This is a genomic window from Pararhizobium sp. (genome assembly GCF_035497515.1).
Lineage (GTDB): Bacteria > Pseudomonadota > Alphaproteobacteria > Rhizobiales > Rhizobiaceae > Pararhizobium.
Genome location: NZ_DATJDJ010000153.1, coordinates 1 through 19,950 on the forward strand (window position 1 = coordinate 1; position 19,950 = coordinate 19,950).

A 19,950-nucleotide genomic window follows, 5' to 3' on the forward strand; every position below is an offset into this window, starting at 1 on the left:
CGATGCTGCGCGCTTTGATCGGGCGGCTGGCAACCGATCCCGTCGACGGCATGTCGGATTTTGCCGACGATGCCGCACGCCTGCGCGATGCCGTCGCGGTCTTCGAGCGCGAGGAGCGGAGCTTTGCCTCAACCATGAACGATGCGGTGACGCAGCTTGGCGGCATCGACAGCGATATCGAGGCCATGCGCAAGGCCGCCACCCGCGATCCCGTCACAGGCCTGCCGAACCGGATCGCCTTCTCGGCCAGGCTCGGCGCGCTTTATGAAGACGACAAGGCAGTCGGTCCGGCGGCGCTGGCGCTGGTCACCGTCGAAGGTTTACGCGAGATGGGCGAGCGTCACGGCGCCGCAACGATCGAAAAAGCCTTGAAGAAGCTCGCGCCGGTGTTCCGCAAATCCGTCAAGAAGAACGATTTCGTCGCCCGCATCGGCGCCGATGAATTTGCCTTCGTCCTCCACGATGTTTCCGCCGGCAATGCGGAAGCCATCGCGCAACGCATCGGCGCCTCGGTTGAAGGTGTACAGATCGCCTTGCCGAACCGCGCATTCACCATGCAAACCCTGTCTCTGTCGATCGGCATCGCCATGGCCTTTACCGCATCCGGCGGCACCGACCTGTTCACCCAGGCGGAACTGGCGCTTCTGGCCGTTCGTGGTCGTGGCAAGCCCGGCACGCTGGTGTTTTCCGCCGCGATCGGCGGACGGACGAAAAAAACCTACTCGCCGCACGCCGCTTGAATGCGTTGCGCTGCGGCAAAGCCTTGCGTTCTCGGCGCAGTTCGGCCAAAACGCGGCCATGATTACGATTAGCGAACTTTCCGCCCGCATCGTCGGACGCCTTCTCATCGACCACGCAAGCGTGGCGCTTCCGGCTGGCACCAAGGCCGGCCTCGTCGGCAAGAACGGTGCCGGCAAGTCGACCCTGTTCAAGATCATCACCGGCGACATGGAGGCGGAGACCGGCTTCGTCTCGATCCCGAAGAATGCCCGCATCGGCCAGGTGGCGCAGGAGGCTCCCGGCACCGAGGAGCCGCTGATCGAGATCGTGCTGAAGGCGGACAAGGAGCGCGAGGCGCTGCTGGCCGAAGCGGAAACCGCCACCGACCCGCACCGCATCGCCGACATCCACACGCGGCTGGCCGATATCCAGGCGCATTCGGCGGAATCGCGCGCTGCCAGCATTCTGGCCGGCCTCGGCTTCGACGCCGAAGCGCAACTGCGTCCGGCCTCGTCGTTTTCCGGCGGCTGGCGCATGCGCGTGGCGCTTGCGGCCGTGCTGTTTTCCGAACCGGATCTTCTGCTGCTCGACGAACCGACCAACTATCTCGACCTTGAAGGCACGCTGTGGCTCGAGGATTATATCAGCAAGTATCCGCACACCGTCATCATCATCAGCCATGACCGCGATCTTCTGAATACGGCCGTCAACGCCATCATCCATCTCGACCAGCAGAAGCTGAACTTTTATCGCGGCTCCTACGATCAGTTCGAGCGCCAGCGCGCCGAAGCCAACGAGTTGCAGACCAAGGCCAAGGCGAAGAACGACGCCGCGCGAAAACACCTGCAGTCCTTCATTGACCGCTTCAAGGCAAAGGCCTCCAAGGCCCGACAGGCCCAGAGCCGCGTCAAGGCGCTGGAGCGCATGGGCACGGTCTCGTCCGTCATCGAGGATCACGTCCAGGGCTTCAAGTTTCCCGATCCGGAAAAGGAAGCCGCCTCGCCCATCATCGCACTCGACAGCGGCTCAGTCGGCTACACCCCGGGCAAGCCGATCCTGCAGCATCTGTCGTTGCGCATCGATACCGACGACCGCATCGCCCTGCTCGGCTCGAACGGCAACGGCAAATCCACCTTCGCCAAGCTGATCTCCGGCCGTCTGCCGGCAACCGGCGGTTCGGTGCAGGTGGCGCCCGGCCTGAAGATCGGCTTCTTCGCGCAGCACCAGTTGGACGACCTGATCCCCGAACACGACGCCGTCGAGCACGTGCGGCAGCGCATGCCGGGTGCCACCGAAGGCAAGGTGCGCGCCCGCGTCGCCCAGATGGGCCTTGCGACCGCCAAGATGAGCACGCCCGCCAAGGACCTGTCCGGTGGCGAAAAGGCACGCCTGCTGATGGGGCTTGCCGCTTTCGAAGCTCCAAACCTGCTTATCCTCGACGAGCCGACCAACCATCTCGACATCGACAGCCGCAACGCGCTGATCCAGGCGCTGAACGAATATACCGGCGCCGTAATCCTGATTTCGCATGATCGTCACCTGATCGAGGCGACGGCCGACCGGCTTTGGTTGGTAAAGAACGGCACCGTGTCCAACTACGACGGCGATCTGGAGGATTATCGAAGCACCATCGTCCAGAGTTCCAGGGGCAAGGGCGGCAAGGGCAAGGGCAATGGCGGCGAGGATCAGTTGAGCAAGGCCGAGCAGCGTAAGGCCAATGCCGACAAGCGCGCAGCCTTCGCGCCGCTCAAGAAAAAGATCAACGATGTCGAATCGTTGACGGGAAAACTGCAGAAACAGATTCAGACCCTCGACAAGGAGCTTGAAGACCAGGACCTCTACGACAAATTCCCGGAAAAGGCCGCGTCCAAGGTCAAGGAGCGTGCCGAAGTCGTCTCGAAGCTTGCCAAGGCAGAGGAACACTGGATGCAGCTTTCCAGCGAATATGAAGAGGCAATGGCGGGTTGATCCCGCCGTTTTCTTGACGGGAAGCATCTCTTCCACAAGAAACTGCTAAAATCTTAACGAAGGATTTAAAGCCCCGTTTAAAAGCGGGCATTAGATTCTCGACTCATGACACACGAAACGCAAAACGTCTTCCGCTTCCGGCGCGTGAAATGGGGAAACCCCCGGCACGCAATGAATGCCCTGCGCTTGAAAGAGCCGGTTTTCGTTGACGACGCTCCAGCCTCCGGCAGGCTGTTTTGGGTCCTCGTCGTGGCTCTGGTGATCAGCATCTTCGCCAGCATCCTGATCATCGGCAGTCAGCGCGATCTTCTCGACTGGATCTGATTCCGCTCGCCCTATCCCAACTCGAAGGTCGTGATCCCATAGATATTGGAAAGCGGCAGGTCCGGCGCCTTGCCGCGATACATGCGCGCCGTCTCGAACACCGGCTTCAGATTGTACCGATCGCACAGCGCGCGTGCCGCCGCATTCGGCTCGGGAATATCGAGAAAGACCTGACCGCCACCAACGCTTGTCACCAGCTTGCGGAAGATGAGGTCGGCCGCAGTTTCAGTGTCGGCAAACAGCGGCCCAATCCTGTGGCCATCCCGGCAGGCGCGGATGGTGCCGTAGCCGGCGATCGCGGCATTGCGGATCAACGCGATGCTCTGGCGCGTCTCCAGCGGCTTGAGCCATTCCTGCAGCAAAGCCTCGCGGCGGACCGGATTGAACGCCGCGTCATAGTCTATCAGCATCGGTATATGGACCGGAGAAACCGAGGTCAGCTCGGTTCCCGGCGGCTCCGAGCATTCAACCACGCCGCCATAGCGGAAATTGGCATGGGCGTAGACGAAGCCGGACTTGCGGTAGTTGTCCTGCTGGGACACGACGCCGTCGAGCCCGATCGTGCGCGGCCCGGCATCCGCGATGGCCGCCTGCCAGAGAGCATGTCCGATGCCCTGCCCGCGAAAATCCGGATGCGCCATATAGAAGCCGAGAAAGCCGTAGTTCTCGCCATGGCGCACCAGCGACAGGGCCGCCGCCATCCGGCCGTCCTCCTCCGCGACCCAATAGCCTTCCGGGTCTGCAAGCCAGAACGCCTGTGCATCATCGATCCCGGGATTCCATCCTTCACGGGCGGCCCACTCGATCATGGTGTCGAGATCGGCGCGGGTGGCTTTTCGAGTAACGGGGGGCATGAAGGCTCCGGTTTGAAAAATCGAGACTATCCAAATAGCGCGACTTGACTATTGTCCACCTTCGACGGTGACGATTGTTCATGCGCCCAATCCGGACATGACGGCAAGGCGCTTGTCCGTCTTTCGCTTTCTGCTACAAAGCCCACCATAAAGTCATACAAATCGAGCGAACACCCATGAGCCCCATCAATATCTCGATCGTCGGCGTCGGCAAGATCGTCCGCGACCAGCATCTTCCCTCCATCGCCAAGAATGCGGACTACAAGCTGATTGCCGCAGCCAGCCGTCACGGCGTCGTTGATGGCATCGACAATTTCAAGTCGATCGAGGAGATGCTTGCGGCCGTTCCGGCGATCGACGCCGTTTCGCTCTGCATGCCGCCGCAGTTCCGCTATGCGGCAGCGCGCACGGCGCTCGAGGCTGGCAAGCACGTGTTTCTCGAAAAGCCGCCGGGCGCAACGCTGAGCGAAGTCGCCGACCTGCAGTCGCTCGCCGATGCCAAGGGCCTGTCGCTCTTTGCCAGCTGGCATTCCCGCTATGCGCCGGGCGTCGAAGCCGCAAAGGCCTTCCTCGCATCGACCAGGATCAACGACGTCAAGGTGATCTGGAAGGAAGACGTGCGCCACTGGCATCCGAACCAGGACTGGATCTGGGCCGCCGGCGGTCTCGGCGTATTCGATCCCGGCATCAACGCGCTTTCGATCGTCACCCATATCCTGCCCAATCCGCTGTTCATCACCGCGGCAACGCTGGAATTTCCGGAAAACCGCGACGCGCCGATCGCCGCCTCGATCACCTTCACCGATGCCAACAAGCTGCCGGTCTCGGCCGAATTCGACTGGCGCCAGACCGGCCATCAGAGCTGGGACATCGTTGCCGAAACCGAGGCCGGCCTGATGGTACTGGCAGAAGGCGGCGCAAAACTGTCGATCGACGGCAAGCTGGTTCACGACGAGCCGGAGCAGGAATATCCGGCGCTCTACGCCCGCTTCGCCGAGATCATCAAGGCAAAGACCTCCGACGTCGATCTCGCTCCGCTGCGCCACGTCGCCGATGCCTTCATGCTCGGACGGCGCAAGTTCGTGGACGCGTTTCACGATTGAGCCGATGATGGAGATGACCGCCTACAGCGGTCATCCCCACAATCCGATAGGATGAATCGTGCTGCGTGATACGCTTAGGCAATGGAGGATCACGCAGCGCGCACCGCACCAGCCCTCAGCATCTCCCTGCCGATAGAAATGGCCGAAATGGTCGAGGCGAAAGTGTCTTCGGGAGAATATGCCAGCGAAAGCGAAGTCATCCACGACGGGTTACGCACGCTCGCGGTCCGCGATGCGGCCATTGAAAAGTGGCTGATTGACGAAGTGGTACCAACCATCGACGCGCTGGATAGGGATCCCAGGAGGGTCCGATCGGTCGCCGAGGCGCGTGAAGAGCTTCGTCGCTATATGGATCCCGTTCAAAGCGGAAACCAGACCGATCAATGAGTTATCTCGTTGGTTTCGACGCGGGAGCACGCGCTGACATCAAAAACATATATCTTTAGGCCGCCCCTCAAGCCTTCTTCACCCAGCGCCCATCCTGATTCTGCTGCCAGTAGGTCAGCGTGTGCCCCTCGCCCTTCAGAAGCTTCCAGTGTGTTCTCGCCGCTTCCAGCTGGTTCTGGTCGTAGCCGTCGAACATGAAGACGACTCGCTCGTAGCCGGCGACCGGCGGCGGCACCGCGCCGTCGACGAGGAAACGGACGGTGGCGTTGTTGCCGTTGCCCTCGCCCGCCGTCAGCAGGATCGGCTGGTCCTCGGCGAAATCCATCGCGTCGGTCCCGTGCGGCAGGAAGCTGTCGTCGCGGTAGGTCCACAGATGATTGTCGAGCATGTCGCGGCGCTCGTCGTCCGCCGTCTGGACGACGACCTTCCAGCCACGCTCGACGCTCTTGTCGAGCAGCGGCGGCAAGGCATCCTCGAGTTTGGACTCGGTCAGGTGATAGAACAGGATTTCCGTCAAGGGACCGATCAACCTTCGTAATTGGCGCGGATCAGTTCATCCAGCAGCCGAACACCGAAACCCGACGCCCAGGACTGGTTGATCTCGTCCGTCGGCGAGCCCATCGCCGTTCCGGCAATATCGAGATGCGCCCAGGGCGTATCCTTGACGAAGCGCTTGAGGAATTGCGCCGCCGTGATCGAGCCGGCATAGCGGCCGCCGGTATTCTTCATGTCGGCGAACTTGCTGTCGATCATCTTGTCGTATTCCTTGCCCAGCGGCAGGCGCCACACGCGCTCCTGCGTCGTCAAGCCGGCGGCCGTCAGTTGACCGGCAAGGCGATCGTCATTGCTGAACAGCCCGGCATGATGGCTGCCGAGCGCGACCATCACGGCACCGGTCAGCGTCGCCAGGTTGATCATGAATTGCGGCTTGAAGCGATCGTTGCAATACCAGAGCGCGTCGCACAGAACGAGCCGGCCCTCGGCGTCCGTATTGATGATCTCGATGGTCTGGCCGGACATGGAGGTGACGATATCGCCGGGGCGCTGGGCGTTGCCGTCGGGCATGTTTTCCACAAGTCCGATGATGCCCACGACATTCGCCTTCGCCTTGCGGCTTGCCAGCACATGCATCAGGCCGGTCACAGCGGCAGCACCGCCCATGTCCCCCTTCATGTCTTCCATGCCGGCGCCGGGCTTGATCGAGATGCCGCCCGAATCGAAGACGACGCCCTTGCCGATAAAGGCCACCGGACGATCCTTCGGCCTGCCGCCCTTCCACTGCATGATCGCCAGCCGTGGTGGCCGCACGGACCCCTGCGCCACGCCGAGCAGCGCGCCCATGCCAAGTTGCTTCATCTCGCTTTCGGTCAGGATTTCCACCTCGACGCCGAGCTTTTCCAATTCCTCGACCTTGGCCGCGAACTCCACCGGACCGAGCACATTGGCCGGCTCGTTGACCAGATTACGGGCAAGGAAAACGCCCTCGGCAATCGCCTGCGTGTCGGTGGCTTCCTTTTTCGCGGCGGCGGCGGCCTCGGTGACGATCGTCACCTTGACAGGCTTCCCCTGCCCCTTCTGGTCGTCATCATCCTTCTTGGCCGTCTTGTAGCTATCGAAACTATAGGCGTTCATTTCCATGCCGAGCGCGAAATCGGCGGCGGCCTTGCCCGAGATTTCGACGCCGGGCGCGTCAAGGAACACCGTGACCTTGTCGGCGCCGCGGATTTTGGATGCGGCAGCACCTCCGACCTTCAGCCAGTCGTGCGAGGACAGGCCGGCACCATCGCCAAGGCCGAGGACCAGGATGCGGTCTGCTTCCGATCCATGCGGCGCGACGATATCGAGGGTGCTCAGCGACTTCGCCTTGAACTTGGCGATCCGCGTTGCCTTGGCAATGACGGCTTCCGGATCGGCACCCGCGGCACCCGCTGCCTCTTTTCCGTCAAGAGTCTTGAGCAGAATGGCCAAGCCTCCCGACAAGCGCGCTGATTTGCTGAAACCGATTTCGAATTTCAATGACATCAAGAGACTCCAGAATGGCTCCGGCGAAGCGCCGATATGTTACATGGCGGTTACAGTGGCAAACATTCGCCATCAACCGCAAGCCCGGAAACAGGTCCGCGCACCCTTGTTGGTTTTGATGGCCTTGGCAAGACGCAGCCATATGTTTACATGCTGTTAACTATCATTCTTTGCCGACCTTTAGCCTTGCCCTTTTACAATTTGGTATCGTGAAAACTTGCAAACCGGTTCACTCAGCGCGATAGGAACACGCCGTCCGACGGGATTCGCGCGGATCGCCATGGGCTGTGCACGAGACGGAAAGACGGGCCAGGATCAGGCATGAAACTCATCGAGCGTTATATCCTGAAGCGGGCGACAGGCATGTTCCTCGCCACGCTTCTGCCGCTGATGGCCATCGTCTGGACGACGCAGGCACTGGCGAGCGTCAACTTGGTCACGGATAGCGGCCAGTCGATTCTTGCCTTCCTGCGGCTGGCGACGCTCATCCTGCCGTCGATCATTCCGCTTATTCTGCCCTTCGCCCTGGTGATCGGCGTTGCCCAGACGCTGACCGCGATGAATTCCGATTCGGAACTGACGGTCCTCAATGCGGCCGGCGCATCCCGCATGACGATCATCAAGCCTGTGCTCTATCTCGGCGTGGCGCTCAGCATCCTGTCCTTCACCGTGGACAATTTCGTCGAGCCTTATTCCCGCATGGCGGTGCGCAAGATGATCGCCACCGCGCATGCCGATCTCCTCTCCTCGGTCGTCCAGGAAAACACGTTCCGGAAGGTCGCCGACGGGCTTTATGTCCAGGTCGCATCGCGGCGCAATGGAGGCGTGCTGCACGGCATCTTCGTCGCCGATTCGCGCGACCCGGCCTATGAACTCGTCTATTACGCCCGCGAAGGCGCGGTGGACGAAAATGGCTCGGCCCTGGTGATGAAGGACGGCGAAGTTCACCGCAAGCTGCCGGACGGCAATGTCTCGATCATCAAGTTCGACAGTTACGCCTTCGACCTCACCGACATGACCAAGTCGGCGGGCGAAGCGACGATCCGCGCGAAGGATCGGGACCTGCCCTTCCTCCTCAATCCCGATCCGGAGGATCCCGTTTATAAGCGCAGTCCGATGGCCTTCCAGGCCGAACTGCACCGCCGGCTGACCGAATGGATCTTTCCGCTGCTGTTTGCGCTCATCACCCTCGTTGTCAGCAGTGACGCGCGTTCGCACCGTGAAGCGCGCATGCATCCAATGATCACGGCACTCCTGACCTGTCTCTTCATTCGCTGGATGACATTCTACGCCGCCAACAGCGCCGAAGAATCGCGGGCCTTCATCCCGATCATGTATCTGATCCCGGTTTTGACCGGATATTTCTCCATTCGCCAACTGCTGGGCAACAAGCGGCTGGAAATCCCGCTGACATGGGAGCAGAAGGTCAACGAGATCCTGGTTCGGCTGCGCCTGACCAAGCCCGCGTCCGCACCCGACGGGAACCCGACCCCATGATCTTCACGACGCTCGGACGCTATTTTTTCAAGCGCTACGCAATCACGACCTTCTGGTTTCTCGCGGGCATCTTCGCGCTGATCTTCATCATCGATTTCAGCGAACTTTCCAACCGGATGTCACAGTTGCCGCACTATTCGGTCACCGGTGCATTGGTGATGACGACATTCCGCATTCCCATGATCCTGCAGCAGACCGTGCCCTTCGTCGCGCTGTTTTCCGGCATGGCGTCGCTGATCTCGCTGAACCGCCGTTATGAACTGGTCGTGACCCGCGCCGCCGGCATTTCGGCCTGGCAATTCCTGCAGCCCTTCGTCGTCGGCGCATTCCTCTTCGGGGTACTCACTGTCGCGACGCTGAACCCCCTCGCCGCATGGGGCACCAAGCAGGCCGAAGCGCTTGAGGCATCCTGGGGGAGCTCGTCTTCCGCGACGACAGCAATTTCCATTCCATGGCTGCGCCAGATCTACGGAAACGACGATACGATCATCGGCGCACGGTCCGTCCAGGACGAGGGACGGACACTGGTCAACGTGACCGTGATCCATTTCGATCCGCTTGGCACGATCGTTTCGAGACAGGATGCCGCGACGGCAAAACTCGAAGATGGTTACTGGCTGCTTAACGGTGTGACGGAAACGCGCAACGGGCAACTGCCCCAGCGTCTCGAAACGGCACGGCTGCCGACCCATCTGAAGCCGGAGTTCGTGCAGGAAACGCTGTCAAAGGCTGATTCCATTCAGTTTTTCGACCTGCGCCGGAAGATCGAAGTGGCAAAATCCTTCGGCTTTCCAACCAATGGAATGGAAACCCAGTTCCACTCCATGCTTTCGCTTCCGCTGCTTCTGGTCGCAATGACCCTGATCGCTGCAAGCGTGTCTTTGAAATTTAGCCGGTTTAACCAATCGAGACCGGTAATTCTCGGTGGAATCCTGTCAGGCTTCGTGCTTTATGTCGTCACCGTGCTTGTAAAAGCATTCGGGAGCAGCGGCATTGTGCCTCCGTTCGTTGCAGCCTGGTTGCCAGTTGTTGTAGCGATGGCGCTGGGCTCGACGATTCTATTGCATGAGGAGGACGGCTAGTGGCGGCAGGCAACCGCAAATATATCAGGCTGCTGACGGCCATTCTGCTTTCAGGCGTTGCGTATCAGACGTTTACTCCGCTCCCGTCCGCATGGGCGCAGGATACCAGTATCGAGTCGTTCAACCCGAAGCTCCCCGAAGACGCCAAGATGCTTCTGTCGGCCAACGAGCTCGTCTACAACAAGGACGCGGAGCGCGTGATCGTGCGCGGCGCGGTCCAGATCAATTATGGCGGCTATCAGATGGTCGCCCAGCAGGTCGAATACAGCCAGAAGACCGGGCGCATCATTGCGACCGGCGAAATCGAGCTGATCGAACCCGGCGGCAACCGCGTCTACGCCGACCAGATGGACGTGACGGACAATTTCGCCAACGGTTTCATCGAGACCATGCGGCTTGAAACCACGGACCTGACCAAGCTTGCTGCCGTCACGGCCGAGCGCCGCAATGGCGAGGAGATGATCCTCAACCAGGCCGTCTATACCGCCTGCACCCCTTGCGCGACCAATCCAGACCACCGTTCGCTCTGGCACGTCAAGGCACAGCGCATCGTCCAGAACGGCAGGACCCATACGGTTCGCATGGAGAACGCCAAGTTCGAGCTGTTCGGCAAGCCGATCATCTATCTGCCTGTTCTTGAAGTTCCCGACCAGACGGTGAAGCGCAAGAGTGGCTTCCTGTTTCCGAAATTCCGCTACACACAGAAGCTCGGGGCCGGTGTCAGCATTCCCTATTATTGGGCAATCTCACCCTATATGGATGCAACCGTTACCGGTACCGGTCTGACGCGCCAGGGCTTCCTGCTCGAAGGTGAATTCCGCCAGCGTTTCGAAAATGGCGAACATATCCTCAGCATGGCCGGCATCAGCCAGATGAACCGTGACGGGTTCACAAGCGGCACCGTCGATGCCGAGGAAACGGTTCGCGGCATGGTGGCTTCGCGCGCCAAGTTCGAGATCAATCCACGCTGGACATTCGGCTGGGATGTTCTCGTGCAGAGCGACAACAACTTCGCCAAGACCTATGAACTGTCGACCTTCGATGGCACGACGCTGACGAACCAGGTCTATCTGACCGGTCTCGGCAAGCGGAATTATTTCGATGCCCGCGCCTTTTACTTCGACATCCAGGACGCAGACCCGGGCAGCCTGGCCGAAAACAAGCAGCCGGTCGCCCAGGTTCTCGACTATTCCTATACACATCCCGAACCGGTGTTCGGTGGCGAACTGACCGCGAACTTCAACCTGACCAACGTCAACCGTAACCGTGAAGACGAGTTCCGCATCAGCGTGCCCGGTCCCGACATCTTCCGCTATCGCGGCCTGGAAGGCACCTATCATCGCCTGAGCGCGGACCTTGAATGGAAGCGCAATTTCATCGTTCCGGGCGGCCTGTCGCTCACGCCGATCTTCGCCGCGCGCGGCGATGCGATCGGCACGTCGATGAATGATCCCAACAACTATACCGGCAACTATTTCGACGATGATGCCGCGACCCGCTCCATGCTGACGGCAGGGATCGACGCGCGCTATCCGATCCTGCTGACGACCGAATATAGCAGCCATATTCTCGAGCCGATCGCACAGGTCTTTACCCGTCCGGACGAGGACTATGCGGGGGCCCTGCCCAACGAAGACGCACAGAGTTTCGTGTTCGACGCGACCAACCTGTTCGATCGTGACAAGTTTTCCGGCTACGACCGCATCGAAGGCGGCACGCGGGCCAATCTGGGCATCCGTTATACCGGCGCGCTCGGCAACGGTTATTCGCTGCGCGCCGTTGCCGGCCAGTCCTTCCATCTCGGCGGCCTGAATTCGTTCGCGACGGACGACCTGGTCAAGGTCGGTGCGAATTCCGGTCTGGAAACCGATCGTTCCGATTATGTGGCGATGGTTGGCATCGACGCACCGTCGGGCCTGACCGCAAGCCTCAGCGGCCGCCTCGACGAAAGCAATTTCGACCTGCGTCGTGCCGATGCAACGCTTGGCTACCAGGGGATTTTCTGGCAGACGGCCGTGACCTATACCAGCATCCAGGCACAGCCGCTCTACGGCTCGGCCAGCGACCAGGACGAAGTGCAGACGGCAGCGGCCTACAAGTTCGCCGACTACTGGTCGGTGTTCGGCTCCATTACCTACGACCTGAACAGCAATGTCGTCACCCGTAACGGCATCGGCATCACCTATGACGATCGGGACACGATTTTCTCGCTTGTCTACAAGGAAGAGCGCGACACCGACCAGTCCATCGCCAATGACTGGTCGATCGGCGCACGCATCAGCTTCCGTACACTCGGCGATATCGATGTCGGCGATACGGAGTTCGACGGGCTGAACTGATCTATCCGCATCGCAAAACCGGTGCCGCCGGCATCCATTTCGTCGAAAAGCGGTTCTTTGCGGCGGTTGGCGGGGCTTGTCATTGTTCGGCCGCATGTATTATGCATCCTGCACGGAAATGTGCTGGTTGATCGTGCTTGGCATGAAGACCATGGCCTGCGGACCACTGCGTTCGCGGAAAATGAAAGGATACGGAATGGGCGGGAAACTTTTGATCACGCGTACTGTTGCGGCAATGGTTCTTGCCTGCGGCCTGGCCTTGTCCTCGGCGCCTGCCGTCATGGCGGCCAGCAAGGTCGTCGTGGTTGTCAACGGTACGCCCATCACCTCAGGTGACGTCGCGAAGCGAACCGCTTTCATGCGCCTGCAACGACAGAACGGTGGCGCAGCCGCGGCTCGCGAGCAGTTGGTCGATGAAGTGCTGAAGCGCGAAGAGATTCTCCGGGTTGGCGCTTCCGTCAGCACGGCAGATGTCGATGCCGCTGTCGGCCGTTTTGCCAGTGGCAACAAGATGTCGGTTGCTCAGCTCTCCCAGGTCCTCGATCGCGCCGGTGTCGGTCTTGATCACTTCAAGAGCTATGTCGCGATTGCCATGAGCTGGCCGCGCCTCGTCAACGGTCGCTACGGCAGTGGCGGCGGCGGTGGACGCCTCTCGAACGAGGAGCTTGTCCGGCGCATGCAGGAAAACGGCGGCACCAAGCCGGTGACGACGGAATATTTCCTGCAGCAGGTCATCTTTGTCGTGCCCGCCTCCAAGCGCAACGCGATCATTGGCAAGCGCCAGGCGGAAGCCAACGCCTCGCGTTCGAAATATCCCGGTTGCGAGCAGGCCAAGGTCTTTGCCGCTACGATGCGCGACGTGTCCATCCGTAATCTTGGCCGCATGATGGCACAAGAACTTCCCGCCGACTGGAAGCCACTGATCGAGAAGGCCGGCGACGGCAATACCACCGGCACGCGCGTCACCGAGCGCGGCGTCGAATATCTCGCTATCTGCAAGAAGCGGGAGGTTTCTGACGATGTGGCGGCTGAAATCGTCTTCCGCGCCGAGGATCTTGGCAAGAAGCAGGAGGGGGAAGATGCCAACAGCAAGCGTTACATGGAAGACTTGCGGAAGCGGGCGCAGATCATCCAAAAGTAATCGTTTGCCATGACCCTCACGCGCGACAGGCCGCTCGCCCTGACCATGGGCGATCCCGCCGGGATAGGCCTCGACATCTGCCTCGACGCGTGGATCAACAGGCATGCCTGGCAGGTACCGCCGTTCCTTTTCCTCGGCGATCCTTCGGTCCTTTCCGATCGTGCACGGCTGCTCGGCCACGATGTTCCCATTCGCGAAACCGGCTGCGATCAAGCCTTCGCAGTCTTCAAGGATGCCCTGCCTGTCCTGCCGATCCCCTGTGCGGCCGGCGTGATGGCGGGACAACCGAACCCGGCCAATGCGAAGGCCATCACGGGTGCCATCGAGACGGCAGTCAGGCTGACGATGGAGGGTGAAACATCCGCCCTCGTCACCAATCCGATTGCCAAGTCCGTCCTTTACGAAGCCGGCTTCCAGTTTCCCGGCCATACCGAATTTCTCGCCGACATCGGCGAACGGGCGACCGGCACGCAATTGCTGCCCGTGATGATGCTGGCCGGGCCGAAGCTGAGGGCCGTGCCGGTCACCATCCATATCCCGCTGAAGGACGTTCCCGAGCAGTTGACACCCGATCTCATCTACCGGACCTGTTCGATCACCGTTGCCGACCTGAAGGCGCGGTTCGGCCTGCCGTCTCCCCGCGTCGCCGTTGCCGGCCTCAATCCGCATGCTGGTGAAGGTGGCGCGCTCGGTCTTGAGGACGATGCGATCATCCGACCGATCATCGAGCGGCTGAAGTCCGAAGGCATCGACATCAGCGGCCCCCTGCCCGCCGACACGATGTTCCATGACCGCGCCCGTGCAAGCTATGACGTCGCCATCTGCATGTATCACGATCAGGCCCTGATCCCCGCCAAGGCGCTTGGTTTCGACGACAGCGTCAATGTCACGCTTGGCCTGCCCTTCATCCGCACGTCTCCCGACCATGGTACGGCGTTCAGCCTGGCCGGCAAGGGTATTGCTCGTGCCGACAGCCTGTTGGCGGCACTGCGGATGGCGCGCCAACTGGCGGACAATGCAGAACGGGATGCGGACTGATGGCAGCGATCGATGGACTGCCGCCGCTGCGCGAGGTGATTTCGCGCCATGGGCTCGACGCCAGGAAGGCGCTCGGCCAGAACTTCCTGCTGGACCTCAACCTCACCCAGAAGATCGCCCGCACCGCCGGGCCGCTGGAAGATGTGACGGTGATCGAGGTCGGTCCTGGTCCGGGCGGCCTCACCCGCGCCATCCTCTCCCTCGGCGCCAGGAAAGTCATCGCGGTGGAGCGCGATTCCCGTTGCCTGCCGGCGCTGGCCGAGATCAGTGACTTCTATCCGGGCCGTCTCGACGTGATCGAGGGTGATGCGTTGAAGACCCCGTTCGAGGACCTCGGCATCGACGGCCCGGTCAAGATCATCGCCAACCTGCCTTACAATGTCGGTACGCAGTTGCTGGTCAACTGGCTCCTGCCGAAGGTTTGGCCACCCTTCTATCAATCGATGACGCTGATGTTCCAACGCGAGGTGGGACAGCGGATCGTCGCGCAGGAAGATGACAATCACTACGGCCGCCTCGGTGTGCTTTGCGGCTGGCGGACGGATGCGCGCATGGCGTTCGACGTACCGCCGCAGGCCTTTTCGCCGCCGCCGAAGGTGACGTCATCCGTGGTTCATCTGGAGCCGATCGCCAACCCGATCCCCTGCTCCGCCGAAAACCTGGAAAAGGTGACGATGGCGGCCTTCGGCCAGCGCCGCAAGATGCTGCGCCAGAGCGTCAAGTCGATCGGCGGCGAGGCCCTGCTCGCCAAGGCGGATATCGACCCGCAGCGTCGCGCCGAAACATTGTCGGTGGAAGAATTCTGCCGTCTGGCCAATTGCCTGTAAGCAGCGGATCGCTCGAAAGCTATGTTTCGAGCGATAGCTGTCTCAGAGCTTCGGCGTCTCCGTCAAAAGCCCGTTGACGAATTCGAACAGACCGGGCCGGCGATCACGGCGCAGGCGCTCGGCCTCGACGATCGCCTGGACGGAGGCAAAGGCGCTATCGAGATCCTCGTTGACGACGATATAGTCGTATTCCAGCCAGTGCTCGATTTCCGAGCGTGAATTGGCAAGCCGGGTGGCGATCACCTCCTCGGTATCCTCGGCGCGGCGGTGCAGGCGCGACTGCAGTTCGGCCATGGTCGGCGGCAGGATGAAGATCGACACGACATCGCCACCCATCTTTTCCTGCAACTGCTGGGCGCCCTGCCAGTCGATGTCGAACAGCATGTCCTGACCTTCGGACATTGCCGCCTCAACCGCATCACGCGGCGTGCCGTAGAAATTGCCGTGCACTTCCGCCCATTCCAGCAGCGCATCTGTCTGGCGCAGGCCTTCGAACTCCCGGATCGACTTGAAGAAATAATGACGCCCGTCGATTTCGCTCGGGCGGCGCTTGCGCGTCGTCACGCTGACGGAAATGCTCATATGCGGGTCGGATTCCAAGAGGTTGCGGGCAATCGTCGACTTGCCGGCGCCCGATGGCGAGGAGATCACCAGCATCAGGCCGCGGCGCTGGATGGCTTTGGTGGAGGTTTTGCTGGCGGGGCTCATGGTCACTCCAGATTTTGGACCTGTTCACGGAACTGGTCTATGACGACCTTCAGTTCGATGCCGGCGGCGGTGACCGACGCGGCATTCGACTTGGAACAGATCGTATTCGATTCGCGGTTAAATTCCTGGGAGAGGAAATCGAGCTTGCGCCCGACTGGCCCACCCTTGCTCAGGAGATCACGGGCAGCCGTCACATGGGTGCGCAGCCGGTCGAGTTCCTCTCGGATATCGGCCTTGGCGGCAAGCAGCGCCACCTCGCTGTACAAGCGGTCCTGATCGATGCTCGATGACGCCCCCTCCAGAACAAGCGCGACCTGGCCTGCAAGGCGGGCGCTGATCGACTGGACGCTGCGCGAGGGATCGGCCTCGATCTGCCGCGTCAGCGTCTCGATCGCTCCGATCTGCTCGAGCAGAACACGGCGAAGAGCCTCGCCCTCGGTCTGGCGCATGGATGCCATGTCGGCCAAGGCGAGATGCAGGCCGGACAGGAGATCCCTGTCACGCGCGGCGCGTTCGCCCTCCTGCTCCTCCGGCTCACGGAAATCGACGATGCCGCGGATCGACAGAAGGGTATCGAGCCGCAGCGGCGCCGGATCGATGACGTCGCGCAACTGTTCGCGCAGGGATAGGGCGGCGGCGAGTGCGCCCTGGTTGACGACGGTCTCCACGCCCGCCTCGCTCGTGCTGACACTGAGATTAACCTGCATGTTGCCGCGCGAGAACTTCTCCGCGATCAGCCGGCGCACGTCCGTCTCCAGATGTTCCGTACCCGTCGGCAGGCGCAGGCGCAGGTCGAGCCCCTTGCCGTTGACCGAACGCAGTTCCCACGCCCAGCGATAACGCCCGGACGTTCCCTCGCGGCGGGAAAATCCTGTCATGGATTGCAGCGGCATTGTTTCTCCCTGGATCTGGCACACGGCACGTCGAAACGCAGCTCGCCCGCAGAACTTTGAATTCGTGCATGAATGTGTACGGCTCCGGCACGGTTGACCGCAAGGGTCAAGCGCGACGGAGCCGTATCATCCACAAGCCTACTGCATAATTCCTTAAATCGGAATCGATTTAAGGCTAAAATTATGCAGCATCTTTGAAGTGCTACTGCGACCTTTGCGCGCCATATTCGACGCGCGGCACTGTCGGCGAAATTATTCCGGGGCGGGTGCCGTTTCGGTCGCCTTGGCAGCCGCTGCAGCCTTTTCGGCCTCGAGCTTGCGCCAGCGCCTGACATTGTTGTTGTGCTCGTCGAGGCTGGCTGCGAACACATGGCCACCGGTTCCATCGGCCACGAAATAGAGATCGGACGTCCGCGAAGGGTTGGCGACGGCTTCCAGCGCCGCACGGCCCGGATTGGCGATCGGCGTCGGCGGCAGGCCCTTGATGAGATAGGTGTTGTAGGGCGTCTGCTTGTCGAGGTCCGATTTCAGGATTGGCCGGTTGACCGGCTTTCCGTCGCCGCCAAAGATACCGTAGATAATCGTCGGATCGGACTGCAGGCGCATGCCCTTTTCCAGCCGGTTGATGAAGACGGAGGCAACGCGGGAGCGCTCATCGGCCAGACCCGTTTCCTTCTCGACGATCGAGGCGAGCGTGACGAATTCCTCGCGGCTGGAAATCGGCAGGTCCGGATCGCGCTTTTCCCAGATCTGGTCCACCAGAGCCTTCTGCGCCTGCGCCATCTGCGCGACGATTTCCGCGCGCTTGGTGCCACGCGAGAACTTGTAGGTGTCGGGACGCAACGTGCCTTCGGCGGGAAGCGTCGCCGGCAGGTCGCCTTCCAGAACCGGGTCGAGGCTCAGCTTGGTGAACATCTGCTTTACCGTCAGGCCTTCGGGAAGGGAGGCGGAGTAGAGAATCGACTTGCCGGATTTCAGGAGTTGCATGATCTCCTGCATCGAGGCACCGGCCTTGATCTCGTATTCGCCGGCCTTCAGCGTGTCATTGTCTTCCAGATAGGCTTCCGACATGAAACGGAACACCCGGCCGTCCGAGACGATATTGTTGCGCTCGAGGCTGCCGGCGATTTCCTGAATACCGGCGCCGTTTCTCACGATGAAATTGGTGTTGGCAGCCAGCGGTCCTTTGTTCTCGTAGGCGGTCATGGCGTAATAGACCGTACCGGCGGCCGCGATCGTCAGGCAGACGATGACGGTCATCACGAAATTCAGGAAAATGACGACCTGGCTTTTCGCCTTGCGGGATCGCTTCGGCGGCCGCGGGACCTTTTCGGGGCGAAGGGCTTCGCTCGCCGATTTCGGGATAATCGGGCCGCCGGCCTCATTGCGGCCGAATGGCACTGCGCTGTTGTCGTTTACGTCGTTCACGATTGTCCTGTTTCTGGAGTTCGCATCATGCACGGCTCAATCCCTGATGCGAACTCCAGAAGAGAAACAGGAAAGAGAATCATTTCATAGCGACGATCGCAATCTTGACCGCTCGGCCTTGTGTCAGCGTGGATCATTATCCACGCTGCTGCATCGTGGTTTGAGGTCGCACTCGTCCTTCCAGCACGTTTGAACTGAGCAATGCGGCAAAAGCTGGATAGCTGCCGCAAATATCATGCGTGAGATGCCCAGGGATGCGAAAGGACCGCCGGAAGACAGGCCCACTCCGCCGCATCAGGTGTAACGGCGCATCAGGCGTAACGGCGCAGAACGAGGGAAGCGTTCGTGCCGCCGAAGCCGAAGGAATTCGACAGGGCCACATCGATCTGGCGCTTGCGCGCCACGTGCGGAACCAGATCGATCTTCGTTTCCGTCGAAGGGTTGTCCAGATTGAGGGTCGGCGGGGCGACATTGTCGCGGATAGCCAAAGCGCAGAAGATCGCCTCGACGGCGCCGGCAGCCCCCAAAAGATGGCCGATCGCCGATTTGGTCGATGACATCGACACCTTCTCGGCATGTTCGCCCAGCACTCGCTCGACCGCGCCGAGCTCGATCGTGTCGGCCATGGTCGACGTACCGTGGGCGTTGACATAGTCGATATCGGCGGCGGACAGACCGGCGCGCTTCAGCGCCATCTGCATGCAGCGATAGGCGCCGTCGCCGTCTTCGGCCGGAGCGGTGATGTGGAAGGCATCGCCCGACATGCCATAGCCGACGACCTCGGCGTAAATCTTGGCGCCGCGTGCCAGGGCGTGTTCCAGCTCTTCCAGAACGACGACGCCGGCGCCCTCGCCCATGACGAAGCCGTCACGATCCTTGTCGTAGGGCCGCGATGCCCGGGTCGGATCGTCGTTGTGCTGCGTCGACAGCGCCTTGCAGGCGGCAAAGCCGGCGAGCGCGATGCGGGAAATCGGCGATTCCGTGCCGCCGGCCACCATGACGTCGGCGTCGCCGAGCCCGATCAGCCGGCTTGCGTCGCCAATGGCATGGGCACCGGTCGAACAGGCAGTGACGACGGAATGATTGGGGCCGCGCAGCTTGTGGCGGATCGACACCTGGCCGGAGGCGAGGTTGATCAGGCGGCCGGGAATGAAGAAAGGCGAAACCCGGCGCGGACCGCGGTCGCGTAGCGTTATGCCCCCCTCGACGATGCCTTCGAGACCACCGATGCCAGAACCGATCATGACGCCCGTGGCGATCTGGTCTTCATCGGATTTCGGATGCCAGTCCGCATCGGCCAGGGCCATGTCGGCAGCCGCCACCGCGTAGATGATGAAGGGATCGACCTTGCGCTGCTCCTTGAGCTCCATCCAGGTGTCGGCGTTGTAGGTGCCGTTCGTGCCATCGCCGAATGGAATGCGGCAGGCGATCTTGGCGGGAAGATCTTCAACTTCGAATTCGGTAACCTTGCGGGCGGCATTTTCGCCAGCGATCAGGCGCGACCAGGAAACCTCGGTTCCGCAACCCAAGGGAGATACCATGCCGGTACCGGTGATAACGACACGTCTCATAACCCGTGATCCACCTTGCCAGTTAGTTCAGAACTGGGCCGGACCTCG

The 19,950-nt window shown here is 61.2% G+C and carries 18 protein-coding genes; 11 read left to right on the forward strand and 7 right to left on the reverse strand.

Annotation, left to right across the window (positions count from 1 at the left end; all coding sequences use genetic code 11):
* From VL202_RS15385 to VL202_RS15395, 3 genes are all read left to right on the forward strand, one after another.
* On the forward strand, positions 1-740 hold a 740-nt coding region (locus VL202_RS15385; RefSeq protein WP_325464974.1), incomplete at its 5' end, for a GGDEF domain-containing protein.
* 58 nt (positions 741-798) lie between these two features.
* Positions 799-2,688, forward strand: a complete 1,890-nt coding sequence (locus VL202_RS15390; protein ID WP_325464975.1) for an ABC-F family ATP-binding cassette domain-containing protein — start codon at positions 799-801, stop codon at positions 2,686-2,688.
* A 171-nt stretch (positions 2,689-2,859) separates the two neighbouring features.
* Positions 2,860-3,012: a hypothetical protein gene (locus VL202_RS15395; protein WP_325464976.1), complete on the forward strand. Its 153-nt coding sequence runs from the start codon at positions 2,860-2,862 to the stop codon at positions 3,010-3,012.
* Positions 3,013-3,023: 11 nt separating this feature from the next.
* Here the strand turns inward: VL202_RS15395 and VL202_RS15400 are convergent, their stop codons facing one another.
* Entirely contained in the window at positions 3,024-3,866 is an 843-nt protein-coding gene (locus VL202_RS15400) for a GNAT family N-acetyltransferase (RefSeq protein ID WP_325464977.1), read from the reverse strand.
* 176 nt (positions 3,867-4,042) lie between these two features.
* Between VL202_RS15400 and VL202_RS15405 the strand changes: the two genes are divergently transcribed.
* Complete coding sequence (locus tag VL202_RS15405) at positions 4,043-4,969, forward strand: Gfo/Idh/MocA family oxidoreductase (RefSeq protein WP_325464978.1); 927 nt, start codon at positions 4,043-4,045, stop codon at positions 4,967-4,969.
* Between the two features lie 81 nt (positions 4,970-5,050).
* Entirely contained in the window at positions 5,051-5,356 is a 306-nt protein-coding gene (locus VL202_RS15410) for a type II toxin-antitoxin system ParD family antitoxin (RefSeq protein ID WP_325464979.1), read from the forward strand.
* 67 nt (positions 5,357-5,423) lie between these two features.
* On the opposite strand, the gene VL202_RS15415 is transcribed toward VL202_RS15410, so the two are convergent.
* Together VL202_RS15415 and VL202_RS15420 are read right to left on the reverse strand one after the other, a co-directional pair.
* On the reverse strand, positions 5,424-5,873 hold the full coding sequence (locus VL202_RS15415) for a DNA polymerase III subunit chi (protein ID WP_325464980.1): 450 nt from the start codon (positions 5,871-5,873) through the stop codon (positions 5,424-5,426).
* An 8-nt stretch (positions 5,874-5,881) separates the two neighbouring features.
* Positions 5,882-7,378 carry a leucyl aminopeptidase gene (locus VL202_RS15420; protein ID WP_325464981.1) on the reverse strand — a complete coding sequence of 499 codons (1,497 nt, stop codon included), beginning with the start codon at positions 7,376-7,378 and terminating at the stop codon, positions 5,882-5,884.
* Positions 7,379-7,699: 321 nt separating this feature from the next.
* Here VL202_RS15420 and lptF point away from each other — a divergent pair, with 321 nt between their 5' ends.
* The 6 genes from lptF to rsmA all read left to right on the forward strand — a co-directional run bounded on the left by lptF (position 7,700) and on the right by rsmA (position 15,302).
* On the forward strand, positions 7,700-8,875 hold the full coding sequence (gene lptF, locus VL202_RS15425; protein ID WP_325464982.1) for an LPS export ABC transporter permease LptF: 1,176 nt from the start codon (positions 7,700-7,702) through the stop codon (positions 8,873-8,875).
* Positions 8,872-9,957, forward strand: coding sequence for an LPS export ABC transporter permease LptG (gene lptG, locus VL202_RS15430; RefSeq protein ID WP_325464983.1), 1,086 nt, complete (start codon positions 8,872-8,874; stop codon positions 9,955-9,957). The genes lptF and lptG overlap by 4 nt, the downstream gene beginning before the upstream one ends.
* Positions 9,957-12,296: an LPS-assembly protein LptD gene (locus VL202_RS15435; RefSeq protein WP_325464984.1), complete on the forward strand. Its 2,340-nt coding sequence runs from the start codon at positions 9,957-9,959 to the stop codon at positions 12,294-12,296. Before lptG ends, VL202_RS15435 begins: the two co-directional genes overlap by 1 nt.
* Before the next feature lie 196 nt (positions 12,297-12,492).
* Positions 12,493-13,437, forward strand: a complete 945-nt coding sequence (locus tag VL202_RS15440) for a peptidylprolyl isomerase (protein ID WP_325464985.1) — start codon at positions 12,493-12,495, stop codon at positions 13,435-13,437.
* Between the two features lie 9 nt (positions 13,438-13,446).
* A complete protein-coding gene (pdxA, locus tag VL202_RS15445) occupies positions 13,447-14,475 on the forward strand; it encodes a 4-hydroxythreonine-4-phosphate dehydrogenase PdxA (RefSeq protein ID WP_325464986.1) in 1,029 nt (342 codons plus the stop codon).
* Positions 14,475-15,302 carry a 16S rRNA (adenine(1518)-N(6)/adenine(1519)-N(6))-dimethyltransferase RsmA gene (rsmA, locus tag VL202_RS15450; protein ID WP_325464987.1) on the forward strand — a complete coding sequence of 276 codons (828 nt, stop codon included), beginning with the start codon at positions 14,475-14,477 and terminating at the stop codon, positions 15,300-15,302. The genes pdxA and rsmA overlap by 1 nt, the downstream gene beginning before the upstream one ends.
* A gap of 42 nt (positions 15,303-15,344) precedes the next feature.
* Here rsmA and gmk read toward each other — a convergent pair whose 3' ends face one another.
* The 4 genes from gmk to fabF all read right to left on the reverse strand — a co-directional run bounded on the left by gmk (position 15,345) and on the right by fabF (position 19,902).
* Positions 15,345-16,010, reverse strand: a complete 666-nt coding sequence (gene gmk, locus VL202_RS15455; RefSeq protein WP_325464988.1) for a guanylate kinase — start codon at positions 16,008-16,010, stop codon at positions 15,345-15,347.
* A 2-nt stretch (positions 16,011-16,012) separates the two neighbouring features.
* Positions 16,013-16,903: a YicC/YloC family endoribonuclease gene (locus VL202_RS15460; RefSeq protein ID WP_325464989.1), complete on the reverse strand. Its 891-nt coding sequence runs from the start codon at positions 16,901-16,903 to the stop codon at positions 16,013-16,015.
* Positions 16,904-17,155: 252 nt separating this feature from the next.
* Positions 17,156-18,331: an endolytic transglycosylase MltG gene (mltG, locus tag VL202_RS15465; protein ID WP_325464990.1), complete on the reverse strand. Its 1,176-nt coding sequence runs from the start codon at positions 18,329-18,331 to the stop codon at positions 17,156-17,158.
* Between the two features lie 311 nt (positions 18,332-18,642).
* Positions 18,643-19,902, reverse strand: a complete 1,260-nt coding sequence (gene fabF / locus VL202_RS15470; RefSeq protein ID WP_325464991.1) for a beta-ketoacyl-ACP synthase II — start codon at positions 19,900-19,902, stop codon at positions 18,643-18,645.
* Positions 19,903-19,950: the final 48 nt, after the last annotated feature.